The 21884-nt window shown below is 57.4% G+C and carries 15 protein-coding genes, 6 tRNA genes, 1 rRNA gene, 2 pseudogenes and 1 riboswitch; of the genes and pseudogenes, 4 read left to right on the top strand and 20 right to left on the bottom strand.

Features of this window, described 5'->3' with window-relative positions:
• Positions 1–67 precede the first annotated feature (67 nt).
• From RHM58_RS00235 to RHM58_RS00250, 4 genes are all read right to left on the bottom strand, one after another.
• Positions 68–143 (bottom strand) — tRNA-Ala (locus RHM58_RS00235).
• Between the two features lie 32 nt (positions 144–175).
• Positions 176–252: transfer RNA gene (locus RHM58_RS00240), tRNA-Ile, on the bottom strand.
• A gap of 83 nt (positions 253–335) precedes the next feature.
• Positions 336–1865, bottom strand: a 16S ribosomal RNA gene (locus tag RHM58_RS00245).
• Positions 1866–2649: 784 nt separating this feature from the next.
• Positions 2650–2726 (bottom strand) — tRNA-Arg (locus RHM58_RS00250).
• Between the two features lie 114 nt (positions 2727–2840).
• On the opposite strand from RHM58_RS00250, the pseudogene RHM58_RS00255 reads away from it, so the two are divergent.
• A pseudogene (locus RHM58_RS00255) lies at positions 2841–2951 on the top strand (PA3371 family protein); the annotation flags it as partial.
• Here RHM58_RS00255 and phnN read toward each other — a convergent pair.
• Positions 2926–3498, bottom strand: a complete 573-nt coding sequence (phnN, locus tag RHM58_RS00260) for a phosphonate metabolism protein/1,5-bisphosphokinase (PRPP-forming) PhnN (RefSeq protein ID WP_201256353.1) — start codon at positions 3496–3498, stop codon at positions 2926–2928. The pseudogene RHM58_RS00255 and the gene phnN sit on opposite strands and share 26 nt — an antisense overlap.
• 387 nt (positions 3499–3885) lie before the next feature.
• On the opposite strand from phnN, the gene RHM58_RS00265 reads away from it, so the two are divergent.
• A complete protein-coding gene (locus tag RHM58_RS00265) occupies positions 3886–4212 on the top strand; it encodes an Arc family DNA-binding protein (protein WP_003178899.1) in 327 nt (108 codons plus the stop codon).
• A 100-nt stretch (positions 4213–4312) separates the two neighbouring features.
• Here the strand turns inward: RHM58_RS00265 and mgtE are convergent, their stop codons facing one another.
• Entirely contained in the window at positions 4313–5755 is a 1443-nt protein-coding gene (gene mgtE, locus RHM58_RS00270) for a magnesium transporter (protein ID WP_201205930.1), read from the bottom strand.
• Positions 5756–6075: 320 nt separating this feature from the next.
• On the opposite strand from mgtE, the gene RHM58_RS00275 reads away from it, so the two are divergent.
• A complete protein-coding gene (locus RHM58_RS00275) occupies positions 6076–6594 on the top strand; it encodes a cell envelope protein SmpA (protein ID WP_201256354.1) in 519 nt (172 codons plus the stop codon).
• Positions 6595–6613: 19 nt separating this feature from the next.
• On the opposite strand, the gene RHM58_RS00280 is transcribed toward RHM58_RS00275, so the two are convergent.
• The 7 genes from RHM58_RS00280 to ltaE form a co-directional block, all read right to left on the bottom strand.
• A tRNA-Arg gene (locus tag RHM58_RS00280) sits at positions 6614–6690 on the bottom strand.
• Between the two features lie 72 nt (positions 6691–6762).
• Positions 6763–6839: transfer RNA gene (locus RHM58_RS00285), tRNA-Arg, on the bottom strand.
• Positions 6840–6946: 107 nt separating this feature from the next.
• Positions 6947–7037: transfer RNA gene (locus tag RHM58_RS00290), tRNA-Ser, on the bottom strand.
• Positions 7038–7099: 62 nt separating this feature from the next.
• Complete coding sequence (csrA, locus tag RHM58_RS00295; RefSeq protein WP_002554426.1) at positions 7100–7288, bottom strand: carbon storage regulator CsrA; 189 nt, start codon at positions 7286–7288, stop codon at positions 7100–7102.
• Positions 7289–7475: 187 nt separating this feature from the next.
• Entirely contained in the window at positions 7476–8717 is a 1242-nt protein-coding gene (locus tag RHM58_RS00300; protein ID WP_201205934.1) for an aspartate kinase, read from the bottom strand.
• A gap of 90 nt (positions 8718–8807) precedes the next feature.
• Positions 8808–11426 carry an alanine--tRNA ligase gene (alaS, locus tag RHM58_RS00305; RefSeq protein ID WP_322269369.1) on the bottom strand — a complete coding sequence of 873 codons (2619 nt, stop codon included), beginning with the start codon at positions 11424–11426 and terminating at the stop codon, positions 8808–8810.
• Between the two features lie 146 nt (positions 11427–11572).
• A complete protein-coding gene (gene ltaE, locus RHM58_RS00310) occupies positions 11573–12577 on the bottom strand; it encodes a low-specificity L-threonine aldolase (protein ID WP_322269370.1) in 1005 nt (334 codons plus the stop codon).
• 196 nt (positions 12578–12773) lie between these two features.
• Positions 12774–12944: riboswitch (FMN riboswitch) on the top strand.
• Positions 12945–13046: 102 nt separating this feature from the next.
• Here ltaE and RHM58_RS00315 point away from each other — a divergent pair.
• Complete coding sequence (locus tag RHM58_RS00315; RefSeq protein WP_201205940.1) at positions 13047–13556, top strand: 6,7-dimethyl-8-ribityllumazine synthase; 510 nt, start codon at positions 13047–13049, stop codon at positions 13554–13556.
• Positions 13557–13725: 169 nt separating this feature from the next.
• Here the strand turns inward: RHM58_RS00315 and astE are convergent, their stop codons facing one another.
• From astE to RHM58_RS00350, 7 genes and pseudogenes are all read right to left on the bottom strand, one after another.
• Positions 13726–14736, bottom strand: a complete 1011-nt coding sequence (gene astE / locus RHM58_RS00320; protein ID WP_322269371.1) for a succinylglutamate desuccinylase — start codon at positions 14734–14736, stop codon at positions 13726–13728.
• Between the two features lie 12 nt (positions 14737–14748).
• Positions 14749–15036: a hypothetical protein gene (locus RHM58_RS00325; protein ID WP_033056735.1), complete on the bottom strand. Its 288-nt coding sequence runs from the start codon at positions 15034–15036 to the stop codon at positions 14749–14751.
• Between the two features lie 61 nt (positions 15037–15097).
• A complete protein-coding gene (gene astB, locus RHM58_RS00330; protein WP_201205945.1) occupies positions 15098–16444 on the bottom strand; it encodes an N-succinylarginine dihydrolase in 1347 nt (448 codons plus the stop codon).
• Between the two features lie 138 nt (positions 16445–16582).
• A complete protein-coding gene (gene astD / locus RHM58_RS00335) occupies positions 16583–18052 on the bottom strand; it encodes a succinylglutamate-semialdehyde dehydrogenase (RefSeq protein ID WP_201256362.1) in 1470 nt (489 codons plus the stop codon).
• Positions 18049–19074 (bottom strand): arginine N-succinyltransferase, encoded by a 1026-nt coding sequence (astA, locus tag RHM58_RS00340; RefSeq protein ID WP_201205948.1) that lies wholly within the window; start codon positions 19072–19074, stop codon positions 18049–18051. Before astA ends, astD begins: the two co-directional genes overlap by 4 nt.
• 82 nt (positions 19075–19156) lie before the next feature.
• Complete coding sequence (aruF, locus tag RHM58_RS00345) at positions 19157–20176, bottom strand: arginine/ornithine succinyltransferase subunit alpha (RefSeq protein WP_201205950.1); 1020 nt, start codon at positions 20174–20176, stop codon at positions 19157–19159.
• 295 nt (positions 20177–20471) lie between these two features.
• Positions 20472–21691 (bottom strand): annotated as a pseudogene (locus RHM58_RS00350) (aspartate aminotransferase family protein).
• Between the last annotated feature and the right edge of the window lie 193 nt (positions 21692–21884).

The raw sequence follows: 21884 nt of genomic DNA on the forward strand, positions 1-21884 counted from the left end.
AAATCAACATTCACCATCACCAGGATGGAATGCTCATTTCTAAGCTTTCAACAAACAGAAGCAGTAGTGGTGGAGCCAAACGGGATCGAACCGTTGACCTCCTGCGTGCAAGGCAGGCGCTCTCCCAGCTGAGCTATGGCCCCATATTTCTACAGGTGTCCCACACAAGCAAAATTGGTGGGTCTGGGCAGATTCGAACTGCCGACCTCACCCTTATCAGGGGTGCGCTCTAACCAACTGAGCTACAGACCCAATTTCGGGCTGCTTCTTTATCGTCTTCTTCAATGAATCAAGCAATTCGTGTGGGAACTTATGGAGCAGCTGATGTCGTCGATTAAGGAGGTGATCCAGCCGCACCTTCCGGTACGGCTACCTTGTTACGACTTCAGTCCTAATCACCGAATCCCACCTTCGTAACAGCTCCTTCCCGAGAGGGTTAGGCCACCGGCTTCGGGTGTTACCGACTTTCATGACTGTGACGGGCGGTGTGTACAAGGCCCGGGAACGTATTCACCGCAGCGTTGCTGATCTGCGATTACTAGCGACTCCGACTTCATGAGGTCGAGTTGCAGACCTCAATCCGAACTGAGACCGGCTTTTTGGGATTAGCTCCACCTTGCGGTATTGCAGCCCTTTGTACCGGCCATTGTAGCATGCGTGAAGCCCAAGACATAAGGGGCATGATGATTTGACGTCATCCCCACCTTCCTCCGAGTTGACACCGGCAGTATCCCATGAGTTCCCACCATTACGTGCTGGCAACATAGGAAGAGGGTTGCGCTCGTTGCGGGACTTAACCCAACATCTCACGACACGAGCTGACGACAACCATGCACCACCTGTCTCAATGTTCCCGAAGGCACCAATCTATCTCTAGAAAGTTCATTGGATGTCAAGCCTTGGTAAGGTTCTTCGCGTTGCATCGAATTAATCCGCATGCTCCGCCGCTTGTGCGGGCCCCCGTCAATTCCTTTGAGTTTTAGCCTTGCGGCCGTACTCCCCAGGCGGGGAACTTAATGCGTTAGCTGCGACACGGAGACCGTGGAATGGTCCCCACATCTAGTTCCCAACGTTTACGGCATGGACTACCAGGGTATCTAATCCTGTTCGCTCCCCATGCTTTCGCTCCTCAGCGTCAGTTACGGCCCAGAGATCTGCCTTCGCCATTGGTGTTCCTCCTGATATCTGCGCATTCCACCGCTACACCAGGAATTCCAATCTCCCCTACCGCACTCTAGTCTGCCCGTACCCACTGCAGGCCCGAGGTTGAGCCTCGGGTTTTCACAGCAGACGCGACAAACCGCCTACGAGCTCTTTACGCCCAATAATTCCGGACAACGCTTGCACCCTACGTATTACCGCGGCTGCTGGCACGTAGTTAGCCGGTGCTTTTTCTGCAGGTACCGTCACTTTCGCTTCTTCCCTACTAAAAGAGGTTTACAACCCGAAGGCCGTCGTCCCTCACGCGGCGTTGCTGCATCAGGCTTTCGCCCATTGTGCAATATTCCCCACTGCTGCCTCCCGTAGGAGTCTGGGCCGTGTCTCAGTCCCAGTGTGGCCGGTCACCCTCTCAGGCCGGCTACCCGATCGTCGCCTTGGTGAGCCATTACCTCACCAACTAGCTAATCCGACCTAGGCTCATCTGATAGCGCAAGGCCCGAAGGTCCCCTGCTTTCTCCCGTAGGACGTATGCGGTATTAGCGTCCGTTTCCGAGCGTTATCCCCCACTACCAGGCAGATTCCTAGGCATTACTCACCCGTCCGCCGCTCGCCACCAGGTACAAGTACCCGTGCTGCCGCTCGACTTGCATGTGTTAGGCCTGCCGCCAGCGTTCAATCTGAGCCATGATCAAACTCTTCAGTTCAAACATCTTTGGGTTTTTAAGAAACCCTAAACTTGGCTCAGCAATCGTTGGTTACATCTTTGATTTCTCGCGGAGTAACTTGTGATGCTGATAATCTTGTTGACTATCAGTCTGACTCCACAAGCACCCACACGAATTGCTTGATTCAGTTGTTAAAGAGCGGTTGGTTAAGATCTTTCATCTCAACCGAGGCGCGCATTCTACAGCAGCCTCTGTCACTGTCAAGCGGTTATTTTCAGAAGTTTTCAAAGTTTCCTTTGCAACTTCAACCACTTGCGCTTCCGATCTCTCGTTAGCGGGAGGCGAATTCTACAGCGTTACTCGCTGCTGTCAACACCTCTTTTCCGCCACTTTCGACCGAGAAGATCGAACCGTTAATAGAGCCACACAACACCGCTCTACCAACTCCTTCTGGGCTTCGATGACCTGAAGCAACTCGCTGCCGAAAACTGCATAACTCTTTGTTTACCAAGGAGTTTTCCGTTTCGACTGCGCCGGAAGTGGGGCGAATTATAGACTTCCAGAATCTGCCGTCAAGCCCTGATTTAGCTTTTCTATCAATAACTTGCTGAAAGCTGGAAAACCGCACGACTCCTTCTATATAGGAGAGCAAAACAACGCCTTCTATATAGAAGGAACCCTCAAAGCGCCCTGAATGCAGAACTCAGCGCTCACGCACTGACAGACAGCCGCCGCCAAAGAGGCAAATGAACACCTAACAAGAAATGGTCTTTTGGAAATCGCTAGCCAGTTCAGGAAGAAAACGACTGAGCGTGAAATTAAGTGGTGTCCCAGGGCAGGTTCGAACTGCCAGCCTTCCCCTTAGGAGGGGGATGCTCTATCCAATTGAGCTACTGAGACACAAGTCGCCCGCGAGAACCGCGGTGCGATGGACGGCGAGCATGTTAACGGGCAAGCCTGCTTTTGTCATGTCGTCCTTTGGCTTTTTAAGTGTAGGCAAATGCCTCAAGCCCCCAAGATAAAGCTGTCACTCTGCCCTTAATCGCCTGCGGCGTATTTGGTGTGTTGTTCGTACTGGCGCTGATCATCGGGCGTCGAATCAAATTTGATCCGGTTTTGCGCTGAGCTTCAGCAGACTCAAAAGCCCCTTGACCGTGACAGCCAAATCACCAGAGTTATCCAGCCGATGGATCAGCACATCACCGATCGAACCGTCAGCCACAAATAGTCCATTGCGTCGAAGCCTGGCCTCAATATCTACCAGACTTTCACGACCCCGCCGCAACAAACGCTCGCGTAACACGTCATCCTTGACCGTCAGCAATACCGGCAGCAGCGTGGGATAACGCTCCAGCGCAGCGAGCAAATGCCCCCGAGAGCCATTCATTAGCACATGGCAACCCGTACTAAGCCATTGGTCTATTTCGATGGGAATGCCGTAATCCAGCCCATTTGCATGCCAGAAGAGTGCGAAGTCGCCCTCGCGCCGGTACCGCTCGAATTCCGCCAAGGAAACGCCTACCGCCTCCTCCCCTTTAGATTCGGCCGATCGAGTAATGACGCGCCGGACCACCTCACAACCGAGCGCCCGCAATGGCTCTCTAGCGGCATCGATGAGCGTGTCTTTACCCGACCCGGAAGGCCCCATCAGATAAATCAATCTGCCATCCATCCTGAAATCATCCCGCACGACAGGCTCGCCTCTAGTAAATCGGCCATTTGCCACTATCCTATACAAGGTAAGGATCGTGATCGAATCCGCATAGCATGCACCCTCAGGCGTCTTCGGACATTACCCGCGGGAGCAAGAGGACGCGGTCAGAGATGTGGACCTGGGCAAACTTTTCAAACCAGTCCGCATTTCTGATAATTGGTGCTGGCATAACGCCTTTATCCAGTTCAATATTTGTCACAGAATTGACGCCAATGATCTGGCTACTTTGAGGCATGATGCGAGCCTCTATCAATTCAGGTTGAACATTTGGCCAGAGTGCTTGTCCTAACAGACATCCTGCGGCCAATCCCGAGAACCGCTCCCCTGAACTAACCGGTTAAATATATGCGCCCATTGAAACAGGCAATTTATTCCAGCCGTACGGCTGACAAGTTCGTCGTACGTCTGCCAGACGGAATGCGTGAACGCATTGCCGAGGTGGCTCGCAATCATCATCGCAGCATGAACTCCGAAATCATTGCGCGCCTTGAGCAGAGTCTTATTCAGGAAGGCGCACTGGGCGAAGAGCTGAGCATGCGCCTGGACAGCCCAGAGCTGTCACTGCACGAACGCGAACTACTGCAACGCTTCCGCCAACTCTCCCACCGCCAGCAAAACGCACTTGTTTCGCTGATCGCCCATGACGCCGAAATGGCCGCAGACGCGTCCTGACTCACTCTAGAAAACTCAGGCCAGCATAATCGCTGGCTTTTTTTGCCCGAAATTCGGAGCAAAAAAAGCCCGCCAATTTGGCGGGCCTTGAAGAAGCTATTCAGAGCAGGAAGATTGTCGCCAACCCCAGGAAGATGAAGAACCCGCCGCTGTCGGTCATGGCCGTGATCATCACACTGGCGCCCATTGCCGGGTCGCGCCCCAGACGCGCGAGAGTCATGGGTATTAATACCCCCATCAGCGCCGCCAGCAACAAGTTGAGCGTCATGGCGGCGGTCATCACTACACCAAGGGACCAACTGCCATAGAGCAGATAGGCGACGACACCAATTACACCACCCCACACCAAGCCATTGATCAAACCCACCGCAAGCTCTTTGCGCATCAAGCGCGACGTGTTGCCGGTACTGACCTGGTCCAGGGCCATGGCTCGAACGATCATTGTGATCGTCTGGTTACCCGAGTTACCACCAATACCCGCCACGATAGGCATCAATGCCGCGAGCGCTACCAGCTTCTCGATGGAGCCTTCAAACAGACCGATTACCCGGGACGCTATAAACGCAGTGATCAGGTTCACCGCCAGCCAGGCCCAACGGTTACGCAGGGATTTCCAGACTGACGCGAAAATATCTTCTTCTTCACGCAGACCTGCCATGTTGAGAACTTCGTTTTCGCTCTCTTCACGAATCAGGTCGACCATTTCATCGATGGTCAGACGACCAATAAGCTTGCCGTTCTTGTCGACAACAGGCGCGGAGATCAAGTCATAACGCTCGAACGCCTGAGCGGCATCGTAAGCGTCTTCGTCCGGGTGAAAACTCACCGGATCGCTAGCCATGACTTCGGAAACCTGTTTATCCGGATCGTTAACCAGCAACCGCTTGATCGGCAGGACACCCTTGAGCACGCCGTCGTAGTCGACGACAAACAACTTATCGGTATGCCCCGGCAATTCTTTAAGGCGACGCAGGTAACGCAGAACCACTTCAAGACTGACATCCTCACGGATGGTCACCATCTCGAAGTCCATCAGCGCACCGACCTGCTCCTCGTCATAGGACAACGCGGAGCGAACGCGCTCACGCTGCTGGCCATCAAGGGTTTCCATCAGCTCATGGACGACGTCTCGCGGCAGCTCGGAGGCCAGGTCAGCAAGTTCGTCGGCATCCATGTCCTTGGCTGCAGCCAGGAGCTCGTGATCGTCCATGTCGGCGATCAGGGTTTCACGGACCGAGTCGGATACTTCGAGCAGAATATCGCCGTCACGATCAGCCTTGACCAATTGCCAGAGCGTCAGACGATCGCCCAGCGGCAGAGCTTCAAGGATGTAGGCAACGTCAGCGGAGTGCAGATCATCGAGCTTGCGTTGCAGCTCGACGAGGTTTTGCCGGTGAACCAGGTTCTCGACCCGATCGTGATGCGGACCTTCCTGGCGATGAGTCAGGTCTTCGACCACTCGCTGACGCTGCAGCAGCTCAACAACTTGAGCGAGGCGGTCTTGCAAGCTTTCCTGCGTTTTCTTTACTTCAACTTCGGACATAGGCGAACTCCACTCCCAGCAGCGGGGTACGCCGGAAGGATCAATCAGTCAATTCATGATTGGAAAAACGGGGTACTGAGTAACTACTGGGTAAGTCCATGGAGGTTTTCCACAAGCCCCGGCGGGGCTGACGGGCGCAATGATACACCGCCTGACGGTTTAAAACGCTAAAAAATCGTGGTTGAAACAAGCGCTTGCAAGACAAACCTGAGCGCTGCCCTTACCGATGAAACTGCGACGACTTATCCTGAAAAGAAAACACACCACCGCCAAAAAATGTAGCGACTACCCTTCAGGCGGAACGTCATGGAGGACGCCGAATGCCATCGAACACACACCTTCTTTTGTTGACCACCCTACTCTGCCTGCCACCTTGGGCGCTTTCAGCGACCATCCACCGATGCGAAGCACCCGACGGGCGCATCACCTTCACAACGATGAGTTGCAAGGCCGAGGAGAGCCTTTCACTTCAGACCGTGCGCCCGTTCATGCCGGGAACCACAGTGGCGGTCATGCCTGAAGCCGACACCCAGGAAAAATCAGGTATGAATGCAAAAAGGAGGGAACTGACCGTTGTCGGCCAATCAGAGGACAAATGTGGAAACCTGATCGACGCCAAACAACGTCGCGAAGCAATCATCAATCAGCGGGTCGTTGCCGGCATGACCCAGCAGGACGTTGAAAGCGCTCTCGGCAAACCGGACAAGATCAGCATTCGGAATTCGGCCACTAGTTATCGCTATGACCTCAAGCGAGGTCGCAGCGCACACGTCGAGTTTGATGAGAAAGGATGCGTCAAAGGAAAAGCCAAATCCCAGACAGCAAAAAGCCCGCGTTAGACGCAGGCTTTTTGGTGTTTGGTGCACTCGACAGGATTCGAACCTGTGACCGCTCGGTTCGTAGCCGAGTACTCTATCCAGCTGAGCTACGAGTGCATTTTGTGTTTTTAAACCAGACCACAACTGGCTGAAGCAAAGTCGCTCGCATTACTGCAAACAACTCTTAAATGGTGCACTCGACAGGATTCGAACCTGTGACCGCTCGGTTCGTAGCCGAGTACTCTATCCAGCTGAGCTACGAGTGCATTTGTTGCCGCGCATTATAGGCCGTCTAATCTCTATGTCAAACACTTTTTCTAGTAATTTCAACAACTTACCGAAGAAGCCAGATTACAACGTACTACGCAAATAATGGCGGAGAACGGGGGATTCGAACCCCCGACACCCTTTTGAGGTGTACTCCCTTAGCAGGGGAGCGCCTTCGGCCACTCGGCCAGCTCTCCGCAACACGGGGCGTATCTTAACCAACCTTTTCCCCGTTTGCAAACATAAAAAACGATAAAAATTAATGGCTTGGTTCTTCGTCCTTCTCTTTCTTGATACGCAGGTAAATTTCCTCACGATGCACAGCCACCTCTTTCGGGGCGTTGACACCAATACGCACTTGATTTCCTTTGACGCCGAGCACGGTCACAGTGATTTCGCCATCACCAATAATCAGGCTTTCTGCGCACCGACGAGTCAGAATCAGCATACCTTTCTCCTCACGCATTTCAGTTCAGGGACAACAGTCTGCAAAAAAAGGCACTCGACCTACAACCGGAACGATCGCAGCCCTACATGCCTGAGTATTGACCAGCGCGAGCAAAAGAACAGTTCTCGGGTCGCGCTATTCAAAAAAGACGAAGGGCGCGGTCAGACCGCGCCCTTCGGGAACCGCATCACTCACCCTGACGGGCAGGCGCATCCAGTTCGAAAGCCGTGTGCAGAGCGCGCACAGCCAGTTCCAGGTACTTCTCTTCAATCACGACGGAAACTTTGATTTCCGAGGTCGAGATCATCTGGATGTTGATGCTTTCCTTGGCCAGGGATTCGAACATGCGGCTGGCTACGCCTGCGTGAGAACGCATGCCGACGCCGACGATCGAGACCTTGGCGATCTTGATGTCACCAACGACTTCACGGGCACCGATCTCGCGAGCGGTGTTTTCCAGCACGGTTTGTGCGGCCTGGAAGTCATTGCGGTGCACGGTGAAGGTGAAGTCGGTGGTGTTATCGTGCGCAACGTTCTGCACGATCATGTCGACTTCAATGTTCGCAGCACTGATAGGCCCAAGAATCTTGAACGCCACACCCGGGGTGTCTGGCACGCCACGGATGGTCAGCTTGGCTTCATCGCGGTTGAAAGCGATGCCGGAAATGATCGGCTGTTCCATGGTTTCCTCTTCATCAATAGTAATGAGGGTGCCCGGACCCTCCTTGAAGCTGTGCAGTACGCGCAGCGGAACGTTGTACTTGCCGGCGAATTCCACCGCACGGATCTGCAACACCTTGGAACCGAGGCTGGCCATTTCCAGCATCTCTTCAAAGGTAATCTTGTCCAGGCGCTGGGCCACGGACACCACACGTGGGTCGGTGGTGTAGACGCCGTCCACATCGGTGTAGATCTGGCATTCGTCAGCCTTCAAGGCCGCTGCCAGCGCCACGCCGGTGGTGTCGGAACCGCCACGACCGAGGGTGGTGATGTTGCCGTGCTCGTCAACGCCCTGGAAACCGGCGACAACCACCACGCGACCAGCCTTCAGGTCACCGCGAATCTTCTGATCGTCAATCTGCAAGATACGCGCTTTATTGTGCGCGCTGTCCGTCAGAATCCGTACCTGATTGCCGGTGTAGGACACCGCTGGCACGCCGCGTTTGATCAGCGCCATGGCCAACAGGGCAATCGTCACCTGCTCACCGGTGGAGACGATCACATCCAGCTCACGCGGAACCGGCTGACTGTCGCCACTGATTTGCTTGGCCAGATCGATCAGACGGTTGGTCTCGCCGCTCATTGCAGACAGCACAACCACCAGGTCATCGCCGGCATCGCGGAATTTCTTAACCTTGTCGGCGACCTGCTCGATTCTCTCGACAGTACCGACTGAGGTGCCTCCAAATTTCTGTACGATCAAAGCCATTTCAAAGCCGCCTCTGCCCATGAAGGGCGCCCAATAATCACTCAAACAGTTGCCGACACCGCCACTAGACCGCGGCGCCGGCAAACCGCCTTATAAACCCTGCTCTACAAATGGAACGGTCAGGGCCAATGCGGCATCCAGTGCGCCGGCGTCTACACCACCGCCCTGCGCCATGTCTGGACGACCACCGCCCTTCCCGCCCACTGCCGCAGCGGCTTGCTTCATCAAATCACCGGCTTTGAGTTGGCCAGTCAGGTCCTTGGTTACGCCTGCAACCAGAACGACCTTATCCTCATGGACACTGCCGAGCAGGATCACTGCGCGGCCGAGTTTGTTTTTCAGTTGATCGACCAGCGCCAGCAGCGCCTTGCCGTCCTGACCGTCCAGACGCACGGCCAGCACTTTCACACCTTTGACATCCAGCGCGGAAGACGACAGATCGTCGCCCGCCGCACTGGCGGCCTTGGCTTGCAACTGCTCGAGTTGCTTCTCCAGCAGACGGTTGCGCTCCAGCACAGCCGACAGCTTGTCGATCAGGTTGTCGCGGCTGCCCTTGACCAGGTTGGCCGCTTCCTTGAGTTGTTCTTCAGCAGCGTTCAAGTAGGCCAGTGCCGCAGCTCCCGTGACCGCCTCAATACGACGCACACCGGAGGCCACACCGCCTTCGCTGATGATTTTCAGCAGGCCGATGTCGCCGGTACGGTTAGCGTGAATGCCACCGCACAGCTCGACGGAGAAATCACCGCCCATGCTCAGCACGCGCACGTTGTCGCCATACTTCTCACCAAACAGCGCCATGGCGCCTTTCTTCTTGGCGGTTTCAATATCGGTTTCTTCAGTTTCAACCGCGGAGTTCTTGCGAATCTCGGCGTTGACGATGTCTTCCAGCGCCTTCAACTGCTCAGGCTTGATGGCTTCGAAGTGGCTGAAGTCAAAGCGCAAGCGCTGACTGTCGACCAGCGAGCCTTTCTGCTGAACGTGTTCGCCCAGCACCTGACGCAATGCAGCGTGCAGCAAGTGCGTCGCCGAGTGGTTCAGCGAAGTCGCGTGACGCACGTCGGCATCGACATGAGTTTCTACCGGCGCGCCGATCGTCAGACTGCCCGAAGCCAGCACACCGTGATGCAGGAACGCACCGCCGGTCTTGGTGGTGTCGCGCACATCGAAACGGCTGCTGCCGACTTGCAGATAACCGCAGTCGCCGATCTGACCGCCGGACTCAGCGTAGAAAGGCGTTTGATTGAGAACAACCACGCCTTCTTCGCCTTCACTTAAGACGTCGACCGAGCGGCCTTCTTTATAGATGGCGACAATTTTGGCCGAACCGCTGGTGGCCTTGTAGCCGGTGAACTCGGTCGCTACGTCAACCTTGACCAAGGTGTTGTAGTCCAGACCGAACGAGCTGGCCGAGCGAGCACGAACACGCTGAGCTTCCATTTCGCGCTCGAAACCGACTTCGTCAACCGTCAGGTTACGTTCGCGAGCGATGTCAGCGGTCAGGTCCATCGGGAAACCGTAGGTGTCATACAGCTTGAACACCACATCGCCCGGCACCACGGTGCCTTTGAGTTCCAACAGATCCTGCTCGAGAATCTTCAGGCCGTGCTCCAAAGTCTTGGAGAACTGCTCTTCTTCGGCCTTGAGTACGCGCTCGATATTGCCCTGTTGCTGCTTGAGCTCCGGGAACGCTTCGCCCATCTCGGCAACCAGCGCCGCGACGATCTTGTAGAAGAAGCTGCCGGTCGCACCCAGCTTGTTACCGTGACGGCACGCACGACGAATAATCCGGCGCAGCACGTAGCCACGGCCTTCGTTGGACGGCAGCACGCCGTCGGCAATCAGGAAACCGCACGAACGAATGTGGTCGGAGACGACTTTGAGTGAAGACTGATCGTCGTTGCTGCAACCGATAGCCTCGGCCGACGCGCTCAGCAGGTTCTTGAACAGGTCGATTTCATAGTTCGAATGAACGTGCTGCATCACCGCACTGATCCGCTCCAGGCCCATGCCGGTATCTACCGATGGCGCTGGCAACGGATGCAACACGCCATCGGCGGTGCGGTTGAACTGCATGAACACGTTGTTCCAGATCTCGATGTAACGGTCGCCATCTTCTTCCGGCGAACCCGGTGGGCCACCCCAGATGTGATCGCCGTGATCGTAGAAAATCTCGGTGCAAGGGCCGCACGGGCCGGTATCGCCCATGGTCCAGAAGTTGTCGGACGCGTACGGCGCACCTTTGTTGTCGCCGATGCGAATCATGCGCTCGACCGGAACACCGATTTGTTTGGTCCAGATGTCGTAAGCCTCGTCATCCGAGGCATAGACCGTTACCCAGAGTTTTTCCTTGGGCAGTTTCAGGACACCGGTCAGGAAGGTCCAGGCGTAGGTAATCGCATCGTGCTTGAAATAGTCACCGAAGCTGAAGTTACCCAGCATTTCAAAGAACGTGTGGTGACGAGCGGTATAACCGACGTTTTCCAGGTCACTGTTCTTGCCACCGGCACGCACGCACTTCTGGCTGCTGGTCGCACGGGTGTACGCACGTTTTTCCTGGCCCAGGAAGCAGTCCTTGAACTGGTTCATCCCCGCGTTAGTGAACAGCAGGGTTGGGTCGTTGCCCGGAATCAAAGAGCTGGAGGCTACACGGGTGTGGCCTTGCTCTTCGAAGAAGCGAAGGAAGGCTTCACGGATTTCTGCGCTTTTCATTAGGTTCTTCCACGGAGGCTGCGGCCAAAGGCCTGTGCGAAACGTCAACAGACGAAGCGACGGCAAAGGGCCGCATTATATCGGCCCTGCGCGCGGGGTACAGCGTGTTTATACGATAGAAACGGTCAATTGGACGGCTAACGCTGTCAGTTGCGCGAAAACTCGACGAATGTCGCGATGACCTGCTCGATTTGTGCGCGGCTGACGTCCATGTGCGTGACCATTCGCAGACGGCCGGCGGCGCTCAGCTTGATACCACGCTCAGCCGCGAACGCCTTGATCGCCTCGGCCTTGTCGCCTATCTGCACGTAAACCATGTTGGTCTCCACCGGTTCGATGTCGTAACCGGCTTTACGCAGGCCGTCGGCAAGAAATTGCGCATTGTCATGGTCGTCGGCCAAGCGCTGGATATTGTGATCCAGCGCATACAACCCTGCCGCCGCCAGAATCCCGGCCTGACGCATGCCACCACCGACCATTTTGCGCAGGCGTCGCGCCTTGCCGATCAACTCGACCGAGCCGCACAACACCGAACCGATCGGAGCGCCCAGCCCCTTGGACAAGCAGACCGACACCGAATCGAAATGCTGAGTGATCTCCCGGGCATCAACCCCCAGCTTGACCGCCGCGTTGTAAAGCCGCGCGCCATCCAGGTGCAGGGCCAAACCGTGTTCACGGGTGAAACTGCGCGCCCGGGCCAGATACTCCAGTGGCAGGACTTTGCCCTGCATGGTGTTTTCCAGGGCCAGCAAGCGTGTGCGGGCGAAGTGGAAGTCGTCAGGCTTGATCGCTGCGGCAACCTGGGCCAGGTCCAGGGACCCATCGGCCTGCACTTCCAGCGGCTGTGGCTGGATTGAGCCGAGCACCGCGGCACCGCCACCTTCGTACTTATAAGTGTGAGCCTGCTGACCGACGATGTATTCCTCGCCGCGCTCGCAGTGGGCCATCAACCCTAGCAAGTTACTCATGGTTCCCGTCGGAACGAATAGCGCTGCAGCAAAACCCAGTCGCGTGGCCAGTTCGGCTTCCAGACGATTGACCGTCGGATCTTCACCGTAAACGTCGTCACCGGTGGCCGCTGTGGCCATCGCGTCGAGCATTCCTTTGGACGGTTGAGTGACGGTGTCGCTGCGAAGATCGATAACGCTCATAAATCTGGCCTCGGTAATCAGGGGAATTCGCTTTCCAAGAGGAATTACTGCGGTCATGCCGACGAATAATCAACCCTTGGGCGAGGAAAAGACGCTTTACCCCTTCGAAAAAATCGATATCAATCATCAGAAAGCAGCGATGCGCATGCACAAAATATGTGTTAAAAACGCTTCGCCGCCAAACATTCTGGCGGCAAAACGTTCTCAGGGCGGGGTGCAACTCCCCACCGGCGGTAATTGCGCGCAATGCGCATAGCCCGCGAGCGCTTGGTGACAGCACGCCTTGGGCGGTGACTGGCGGCAAGGTCAGCAGACCCGGTGTGATCCCGGGGCCGACGGTCATAGTCCGGATGAAGAGAGAACGGGATTGGCGCCAAAGGGCCGTCCGCCGGCATTCGTGCGAGCGCGCGTACCCTTAAATCCCATTCGATTCATAAGCCCTGTTTTTCACACAAACAGGAACCAGAACATGCAACCCACCGCAATCGATAGCAAAAGCAAAAACCATCAGGGCGAGCGCGTTGCGTTCATCCAGGCCTGCTGGCACAAAGAAATCGTCGACCAGAGCCGTAAGGGCTTCCTGGCCGAGATGATTGCCCAGGGCTATCAGGAATCGGACATCGACTTCTTCGAACTCGGCGGCGCCTTTGAAATTCCGCTGCACGCCAAGCTGCTGGCCAAAACTGGCCGTTATGCCGGTATCGTTGCCGCAGGCCTGGTGGTGGACGGCGGGATCTACCGTCACGAATTCGTCGCCCAGTCGGTGATCAGCGGCCTGATGCAGGTTCAGCTGGAAACTGAAGTGCCGGTATTCTCGGTGGTCCTGACCCCGCACCACTTCCATGCTGGCGAAGAACATCAGAAGTTCTTCTTCGAGCATTTCGTGCATAAAGGCCAGGAAGCAGCGAAGACTTGCGCGGACACGCTGCACAAGACGCGTGCATTGCGTCGTAGTGAACCGCGTGCGGTAGCGGTCTAAACACAAAAACTGTGTATGCGGGTGGGGCCTTCGGCCTCACCCAAACCAAATGTGGGAGCGAGCTTGCTCGCGAAAGCGGTTTAACATTCAACACCTATGTTGACTGTCAGTCCGCTTTCGCGAGCAAGCCCGCTCCCACATTGGTTTTGTGTCGGGTTTGAGATCGAGGTCAGCCGAGGTTCTCGTCGCTGGTCGGCACGATCAGGATGCCGGCGCGCAGGCCGTTCTTTACCTTGGGGTTCGGGAAGATGATCCGGGCGCCCTTCTCTTCGATGATCCAGCGGGTCTGGGCGATGTCTTCGGCCAGCACGTAACCCACTTCCAATTCCGAAAAGTTCTCGATGTCCGCTGGCAGATTCAAGCGGAAGCTGTCGCTGTGCTTGATGATTTCCCGCGCCACGCTGAATAGCTGCAAACCGTCCAGCGACGCTTCGGCCAGGGCTGGCTCGTTGCCTTCGATGATCTGTTTGAGGCGGGTCTCGAGCAGATCGACATTAACCCCGGCGTTCTGCCCGAACGGTCGGGCCTTGCCCAATTCGAGGGTAAAAGCCTCGGCCCCGAGCTTGTCGTAGGTGTAGGAACTGAACACGATGGACGGCTTGTTCTGCAGCAACACCGCTTCCATGCCGGCGGCGCGCAGGCGAGCCAGTTCCAGTCGCGAATGCTGGCGACCTTCCTTCCACGGATACAGCGCGAACTGCTCAATTTTCGAGCCACGAATCGCGGTGTGCAGGTCGTAGTGCAGACGGTCGCGATCCGGCAGGCTGAAGAAACTCGCCGCCAGTCGCTCCAGTTCACAAGCGCGCAGGGCTTCGGAACCGCTGCTTTGCTCATGACGGCCGTTGAATAGCCGGTTGACGTCCTGCTCGATGAAACGCTCGCCGCGACGGATCGCCTCGGGGTTACCGAACAGGAACAGAATACGTGCGCGCGGTTTAAGATCGCCGCGGGCGATGTCATGCAACAGGCGATCAAGCAACTCGATCGGCGCTGTTTCGTTGCCATGGATACCGGCTGACAGCAGCAGGTCCAGGCCATTGTCCCGCGCTTCAGGTGGCCGGACTTCCAGCGCACCTTCGCTCAACCAGCGCATCCGCACGCCTTCGACAGTCAGTTGAGTCTTCTCCGCCGGTTCGCGGCCGGCGAGGGTCAGTTCAAGCAGTTTGCCGAGGGCGAGCATAGAGCGATTTCCTTAGTGGTCGTGTGCGCAATCCGGGCCGTGCACGTGGTCTTCGTCACCGACTTCGGCCGGTTCCATTTCCAGTTGCAGACTTACCAGATTAGTCGCCAATGGGCGCAGCAGCAGGTTGGCGTATTCAGCATCGCCTTCTTCGACGTCGACGCCGATCAGCAGTTGGCCGCGGCCGTCTTGCTGGATCCACAGCTCTTTGCCTTGCCACATGACCGCGACGCGGGTGCAGGAGGTTTCCAGTTGCGTGCCGTCGGTGTCTTCAAGGATCAGCTGCAGGGTATCGCTCATGTTTTTTACGCTCTCGTTTGAGATGAAGCAGCGCACGCTCAGGTAGAGCGCGCGCCGACGTTCAATTGATCTGGAATGGATAAACCGCGCCCAGTTTAAGGATTTGCGTCAGTTCATCCAGTGCCGTCCGGCACTCAAGCAGCAATTGCGGGTCCGCCAGATCGTTTTCGGTCATGCGGTCGCGGTAGTGCTTGTCGACCCACTCGGTCAATGTGCCGTACAACGGTGCCGTCATGATAACCCCTGGATTGACGGCCGCCAGTTCGGTTTCGTTGAGGGCGACGCGAAGTCGCAGGCAAGCCGGGCCACCGCCGTTCTGCATGCTCTGCTTCAGATCGAAAACTTTCACTTCGCGGATCAGCCCGCCAGAGCTGGTCAAACCTTGCAGGTACTGCCAGACACGCTCGTTGCCACGGCACTCTTCCGGCACGATCAACAGCATGGAGCCGTCAGGACGCGACAGCAGTTGGCTATTGAACAAGTAGGACCGAACTGCATCTTCGACGGTTACCGCGGAACGCGGTACGCAGACAGACTGAAATTTCCCACCGACCTTGGCGAGTTTTCCGGAAAGCTCGGCCAGCATCTGTTCGGTGTCGAGGAACGCGTCCTCGTGATAGAACAAGACCTCGCCATTACCCACTGCGATCACGTCGTTATGGAACACGCCCTGATCGATCACCGAAGGATTCTGTTGCGCGTAGACCACGCCGTCATCGCTCAAACCGTGCAAACGAGCCACAGCCTGGGAAGCTTCGAGGGTCTGTCGCGCCGGGTATTTCTGCGGTGCCGGGTAACGGGTATCGAATGCGCTGCGACCGAACACGAAGAACTCGACGCCGGCTTCGCCATATTCACGGCAGAAACGGGTGTGGTTGGCCGCGCCTTCGTCGCCGAACTGCGCCACGGCCGGCAATGCGGCGTGGTGAGCAAAGTGCTTCTGGTCAGCGAACATCGCGCCCAGCACGCGGCTGGTGGTCGGGTGTTCGATGCTACGGTGATATTTGCAGTTCAGGTTGGCAGCGGTGAAATGCACACGGCCATCGGCGGTGTCAGCACTTGGGCTGACGGTGGCGGCGTTGGCTACCCACATGCTCGAGGCTGAGCAACTGGCGACCAACAGCGGCATTGCATCTTTAGCGGCCTGTTCGATCACCTGAGCGTCGGTGCCGCTGAAACCCAAACGGCGCAATGCAGCAACGTCCGGACGCTCTTGCGGTGCCAGTACGCCTTGTTGAAAGCCCATTTCCATCAGGGCTTTCATTTTCGCCAGTCCTTGCAACGCCGCTTCCTTCGGATTCGAAGACTGCTGGCTGTTGCTTTGGGACGCGACGTTGCCGTAGGACAGGCCGCCGTAGTTATGGGTCGGCCCCACTAGACCGTCAAAATTGACTTCATAGGATTTCATCAGCGAGGCTCCACGAGAATCTGTTTTTATAGGCATCAAGTAACAATTCAGTACAACGTGTCGCGGCCATCGCGAGCAGGCTCTCTCCCACAAGTTTTGCGTAATCCATGTGGGAGCGAGCCTGCTCGCGAATGGGCGTTACGACATCCGCACGCCAGGCGTCAGCGAGGCAGGCATGACCAGGCTCGGGGTTTCCAGCGAAGCCACCGGGTACGCACAGTAATCTGCCGCGTAATAAGCGCTGGCGCGATGGTTACCCGAAGCACCGACGCCGCCAAATGGCGCGCTGCTCGCAGCACCGGTCAGTTGCTTGTTCCAGTTGACGATACCGGCGCGGCTTTCCAGCCAGAACTGCTGATAACGTGCTTCGGAATCCGACAGCAAACCGGCGGCCAGACCATAGTCCGTGTCGTTGGCTTCAGCGATCGCCGCTTCAAAATCAGCGTAGCGGATCACTTGCAGCAACGGGCCGAACAGCTCTTCGTCAGGACGATCAGCCACTTCGCTGACATCAAGAATACCTGGCGTCAGCAAGGCTGCCTGAGCCTGCGGTTGAGTCATTTCCAGCAGCGCGACGGCACCATTCGCCAGCAAATGTTCCTGTGCATCCATCAACGCTTTCGCCGCGCCGAGGGAAATCACCGAGCCCATGAACGGCGCAGGCGTTTGATCAAATGCACCGACTTCAATCGTCGAGCTGACCGCGACCAGACGCGCCAGCAAGGTGTCACCCCAGGCGCCTTGCGGCACCAGCAAGCGGCGAGCACAGGTGCAACGCTGACCGGCAGAAATGAACGCCGACTGGATGATGGTGTAAACGGCGGCATCAAGATCAGCGACCTCGTCGACCACCAGCGGGTTGTTACCGCCCATTTCCAGCGCGAGGATCTTGTCCGGACGACCGGCGAATTGTTGGTGCAAGTGATTGCCGGTACGGCTGGAACCGGTGAAGAACAAACCGTCGATGCCCGAGTTCGCCGCCAGTGCGATACCCGTTTCGCGAGCACCTTGCAGCAGGTTCAACACACCTGCCGGCAGGCCGGCTTCGATCCAGCACTTGACCGTCAGTTCAGCGACTTTCGGGGTCAGTTCGCTTGGCTTGAACAGCACGCTGTTACCGGCCAGCAGCGCCGGTACGATGTGACCGTTTGGCAAGTGACCCGGGAAATTGTAAGGACCAAACACCGCCACCACGCCGTGTGGCTTGTGGCGCAATACCGCGGTGGCGTCGCCCAACGGGCCGCTCTTCTCGCCGGTACGTTCGCGGTAGCTCTGTACCGAGATCGCAATCTTGTTGACCATGCTGGTGACTTCAGTCGCCGCTTCCCACAGGGGTTTGCCGGTTTCTTCACCGATGCAGCGAGCGAGTTCGTCAGCGTGGTTCTTTAGGGCGGCGGCAAAGGCTTCCAGCACTGCGATGCGCTCGTCCAGGGTCCGACGGGCCCAGCCCGGGAACGCCTGACGCGCGGCTTGCACGGCCGATTCAACCTGAGCAGTGGTCGCGCCTTCGCCGGTCCACAGTACTTGTTGGGTCACTGGGTTCAGCGATTGAAAAGCTTCACCCTGGCCAGCCAGCCATTCACCTGCGATGTATAGCGAATTCATTATTTCGACTCCCGAGCAGCGGACAACGGAACGGCGCGCACTTGATCACCGGCGTTGAGTTGAAGGCGTTTGGCGGTCTGCGGATCGACCACCAAAGTACCGGCGGCGAAGCGTGCTGGCGCGGCAGTGATCCGGCAGTCTTCGCGCTTGCGGTTGTGAATCAGGAATGGCGTGGCATCGTCACCCGGCGTGCCGATGGCCAGCACCAGCGCCTGGCTGTCGCGTACCGCTCGGATCTTGCTGGTTTCGCACTCCACTGCCGGGCCTGCGTCGAAAATGTCGACGTAGCCCTGATAGCTGAAACCTTCGCTTTTGAGCATGGCCAGGGCCGGTTCGGTATCAGGGTGAACCTGACCGATCACGTTGCGCGCGTCTGGCGACAGGAAGCAGGTGTACAGCGGAAACTTCGGCATCAGCTCGGCGATGAACGCCTTGTTGCCAACACCCGTGAGGTAATCCGCCTGGCTGAATTCCATTTTGAAGAAGTGTCGGCCCAGGCTTTCCCAGAACGGCGAACGCCCGGCTTCATCGGACACACCGCGCATTTCGGCAATGATCTTGTTGCCAAACAGTTGCGGGAATTCAGCGATGAACACCATCCGCGCCTTGGCCAACATGCGGCCATTGAGGCCTGTACGGTAATCGGCGTGCAGGAACAGCGAGCACAACTCGGAGTTACCAGTCAGGTCGTTGGCCAGGAATAGCGTTGGAATTTCGCGATAGATGTTCAGCTCTTGCGATGCACTGACAGTCAGGCCAACCCGGAAGTTGTACCAAGGCTCACGCATGCCGACGGCACCGGCGATGGCGGAAATGCCCACCACGCGGCCGTTGTCGTCTTCGAGCACGAACAGGTAGTCCGCATCGCCCCGCCCGGCTTCGCCGCGGAAGGTCTTCTCGGCCCAGCCGACCCGGTGGGCCAGACGTTCTTCGTTAGCCGGCAAGGTGGTCAGGCCGGTGCCTGTGCTGCGGGCCAGGTCGATCAGAGCGGGTAAATCGCTGCTGCGTACGGGACGAACGATCATGCTATCTCCTCAAACGGGCCGCTTGCGCCACCCGTGAAACTCGCTGCTTTTCAGGCATTCTTTCTAGACACAACGGCAGGCGTTAAACCGCTACCAGGCGCACGCTGGCACCTTCACCGACGCCCAAGGCCTCGGCCGCTTCAAGATCCAGGGTCACGGGTTTGCCCGGCGCGTAATCGAGCTCGAGCAATACGGCGCGGTAATCCTGCAACTGGGCGTTGGCTACCAGGTACTGACGACCGGCGCCTTTGACCGGCTCACCGATTTTCACCGGGACCACACGGCTCTGGGCGATCGAACGAATCCCCGAAACGCGGGCGTGCAGGGTCGGGCCGCCGTCGAAAATGTCGATGTAATGATCAGTCTCGAAGCCTTCGCGCATCAGTATGTCGAAGGTGATTTGCGCACGCGGGTGTACCTGGCCCATCGCTTCTTGAGCGGAGTCCGGCAGCAGCGGCACGTAGATCGGGTAATGCGGCATCAGTTCGGCCAGGAAAGTCCGGCTCTTCAGACCGCACAGACGCTCGGCAGCGGCGTAGTTGAGGTCGAAGAAGTTGCGACCGATGGCATCCCAGAACGGCGAATCGCCATTCTCGTCGCTGTAACCGACGATCTCGGTCACGACCGAATCGGCGAAGCGTTCCGGGTGGCTGGCGACGAACAGCAGACGACCACGGGAATTGAGTTCGGCCCAAGGCGAGCCCACCAGTTCTCGTTGCACGTAGAAGCTGGTCAGCAAGCTGTTGCCGGTCAGGTCGTGGCACTGGGAGAGCACGTGGATCTTGTTATGAATCTTCAGCTCGCGGGAGGCATGCACGAAGGTTTCATTACGGAAACTGTAGAACGGCTCGGAATAACCGGCCGACGCAACGATGGCCGAGCAGCCCACCAGTTTGCCGGTGGCGATGTCTTCGAGGACAAAGAAATAGCTCTCTTCACCGTTGAAGCTGACTTCAGCGGAAAACGAGGCTTCGCTTGCCGCGATCTTGTCGCTCAGGCGTTCAACGTCATCCGGCAAGGAAGTGACACCAATCGGGCTGTCCGCAGCCAGACGCTGTACCTCGCCCAGATCAGCCATTTGCGCGGGGCGCATCACCAGCATGGTGTCACTCCTTTCTCGAAAACTCTTTTAGGAAAAATAACCGGGCAGTCATTGCAAACACTCGGACTAATGTGGGACCGGGCTTGTGTGGCGAGGGGCTTGCCCCGTTGGGGTGCGAAGCGCCCTTAAAACCAGTTACCACGATCTTTCAGTCAGAAAGAGGTGACCGATTTACGATTGCTTCGCAACCGAACGGGGGCAAGCCCCTCGCCACAACAAGCCCAGTCCCACATTGAATCTGGCCCGGCATAAAAATTGGGTTCGACGCCCGAACAGTCAGGCGTCGAAGGGTCTATCAGGCTTGAGTCAGTTTCGCCGCAGCGCGTTCGAAACGGTCCAGCCCTGCATCGATGTCCGCGTCTTCAACCACCAGGCTTGGCGCGAAACGAATCACGTCCGGGCCGGCTTGCAGAATCATCAGGCCTTCACGCTCGGCGGCGTTGAAGATGTCCTCGGCCTTGCCTTTCCAGGCATCGCTCAGCACACAACCGATCAACAGGCCCAGGCCTCGCACTTGAGTGAACAGGCCGTATTTCTCGCCGATCTGCTCCAGGCGAGCCTTGAACTTGTCGTGCTTGGCGTTGACGCCGCTCAGCACTTCAGGGGTGTTGATCACGTCGATCACGGCTTCTGCGACAGCGCACGCCAGCGGGTTGCCGCCGTAAGTGGTGCCGTGGGTGCCGACGACCAGGTGCTTGGCCAACGCTTCGGTGGTCAGCATCGCCGCGATCGGGAAACCACCGCCCAGGCTCTTGGCGCTGGTCAGGATGTCCGGGGTCACGCCGTAATGCTGGTAGGCGAACAGCTTGCCGCTGCGGCCCATACCGGTTTGCACTTCGTCGAACACCAGCAGCGCGTTGTGCTCGGTGCACAGCTCGCGGGCGCCTTGCAGGTAAGCCAGCTCGGCCGGCAGTACGCCGCCCTCGCCCTGGATCGGTTCGACCACGAGGCAAGTCTTATCGGAAACGGCAGCTTTAAGAGCCGCCAGATCGTTGTAAGGAACGTGGGTGATGCCGGTGATTTTAGGACCGAAGCCGTCGGAGTACTTCGACTGGCCACCCACGTTCACGGTGAACAGGGTGCGGCCGTGGAAGCTGTTCAGCGCGGCGATGATTTCGTACTTCTCGCTGCCGAAACGATCGAACGCGACGCGACGGGCCGAGCTTGAAGGCCGCCTCGTTGGCCTCGGCGCCCGAGTTGCAGAAGTAGACGCGGCTCGGCAAAAGTGGCGTCGATCAGCTTATGCGCCAGGCGCAGGGCCGGCTCATTGGTGAACACGTTGGACACGTGCCACAGCTTGTTCGCCTGTTCGGTCAATGCACTGACCAGCGCCGGGTGCGCATGGCCCAATACGTTAACGGCAATCCCGCCGGCGAAGTCGATCAGCTCGCGGCCAGACTGGTCCCAAACGCGGGAACCGGCACCACGCACAGGGATGAATGCGGCAGGCGCGTAGTTGGGAACCATTACCTGGTCGAAATCGGCGCGTTGTACCGCAGCGTGCTCAACGGACATCGGAGTCTCCTGATGAGGAACACTCGCCTGAAACTGGCGAGCGATGAGGGGATTGTAAGGACAGTTTTCAGCCCGGCCTTGCCGCCAAGCGACAACTTCTTATAGCGCAAACCCCGGTTTCAGCCGGGTTTACGGCAATGCGACATATACCGTCGCAAAGGCGCAGTTTAAACCGATGCACGGGATTAGCGGC

Source organism: Pseudomonas sp. 10S4, assembly GCF_034344865.1.
Classification (GTDB): Bacteria; Pseudomonadota; Gammaproteobacteria; order Pseudomonadales; family Pseudomonadaceae; genus Aquipseudomonas.

Bases quoted from the DNA above. Each gene is read 5' to 3' on its own strand.
- phnN (WP_201256353.1), bottom strand. From the start codon at position 3,498: ATGGATGGCAGATTGATTTATCTGATGGGGCCTTCCGGGTCGGGTAAA.
- RHM58_RS00265 (WP_003178899.1), top strand. From the start codon at position 3,886: ATGCGCCCATTGAAACAGGCAATTTATTCCAGCCGTACGGCTGACAAG.
- mgtE (WP_201205930.1), bottom strand. From the start codon at position 5,755: ATGTCCGAAGTTGAAGTAAAGAAAACGCAGGAAAGCTTGCAAGACCGC.
- RHM58_RS00275 (WP_201256354.1), top strand. From the start codon at position 6,076: ATGCCATCGAACACACACCTTCTTTTGTTGACCACCCTACTCTGCCTG.
- csrA (WP_002554426.1), bottom strand. From the start codon at position 7,288: ATGCTGATTCTGACTCGTCGGTGCGCAGAAAGCCTGATTATTGGTGAT.
- RHM58_RS00300 (WP_201205934.1), bottom strand. From the start codon at position 8,717: ATGGCTTTGATCGTACAGAAATTTGGAGGCACCTCAGTCGGTACTGTC.
- alaS (WP_322269369.1), bottom strand. From the start codon at position 11,426: ATGAAAAGCGCAGAAATCCGTGAAGCCTTCCTTCGCTTCTTCGAAGAG.
- ltaE (WP_322269370.1), bottom strand. From the start codon at position 12,577: ATGAGCGTTATCGATCTTCGCAGCGACACCGTCACTCAACCGTCCAAA.
- RHM58_RS00315 (WP_201205940.1), top strand. From the start codon at position 13,047: ATGCAACCCACCGCAATCGATAGCAAAAGCAAAAACCATCAGGGCGAG.
- astE (WP_322269371.1), bottom strand. From the start codon at position 14,736: ATGCTCGCCCTCGGCAAACTGCTTGAACTGACCCTCGCCGGCCGCGAA.
- RHM58_RS00325 (WP_033056735.1), bottom strand. From the start codon at position 15,036: ATGAGCGATACCCTGCAGCTGATCCTTGAAGACACCGACGGCACGCAA.
- astB (WP_201205945.1), bottom strand. From the start codon at position 16,444: ATGAAATCCTATGAAGTCAATTTTGACGGTCTAGTGGGGCCGACCCAT.
- astA (WP_201205948.1), bottom strand. From the start codon at position 19,074: ATGATCGTTCGTCCCGTACGCAGCAGCGATTTACCCGCTCTGATCGAC.
- aruF (WP_201205950.1), bottom strand. From the start codon at position 20,176: ATGCTGGTGATGCGCCCCGCGCAAATGGCTGATCTGGGCGAGGTACAG.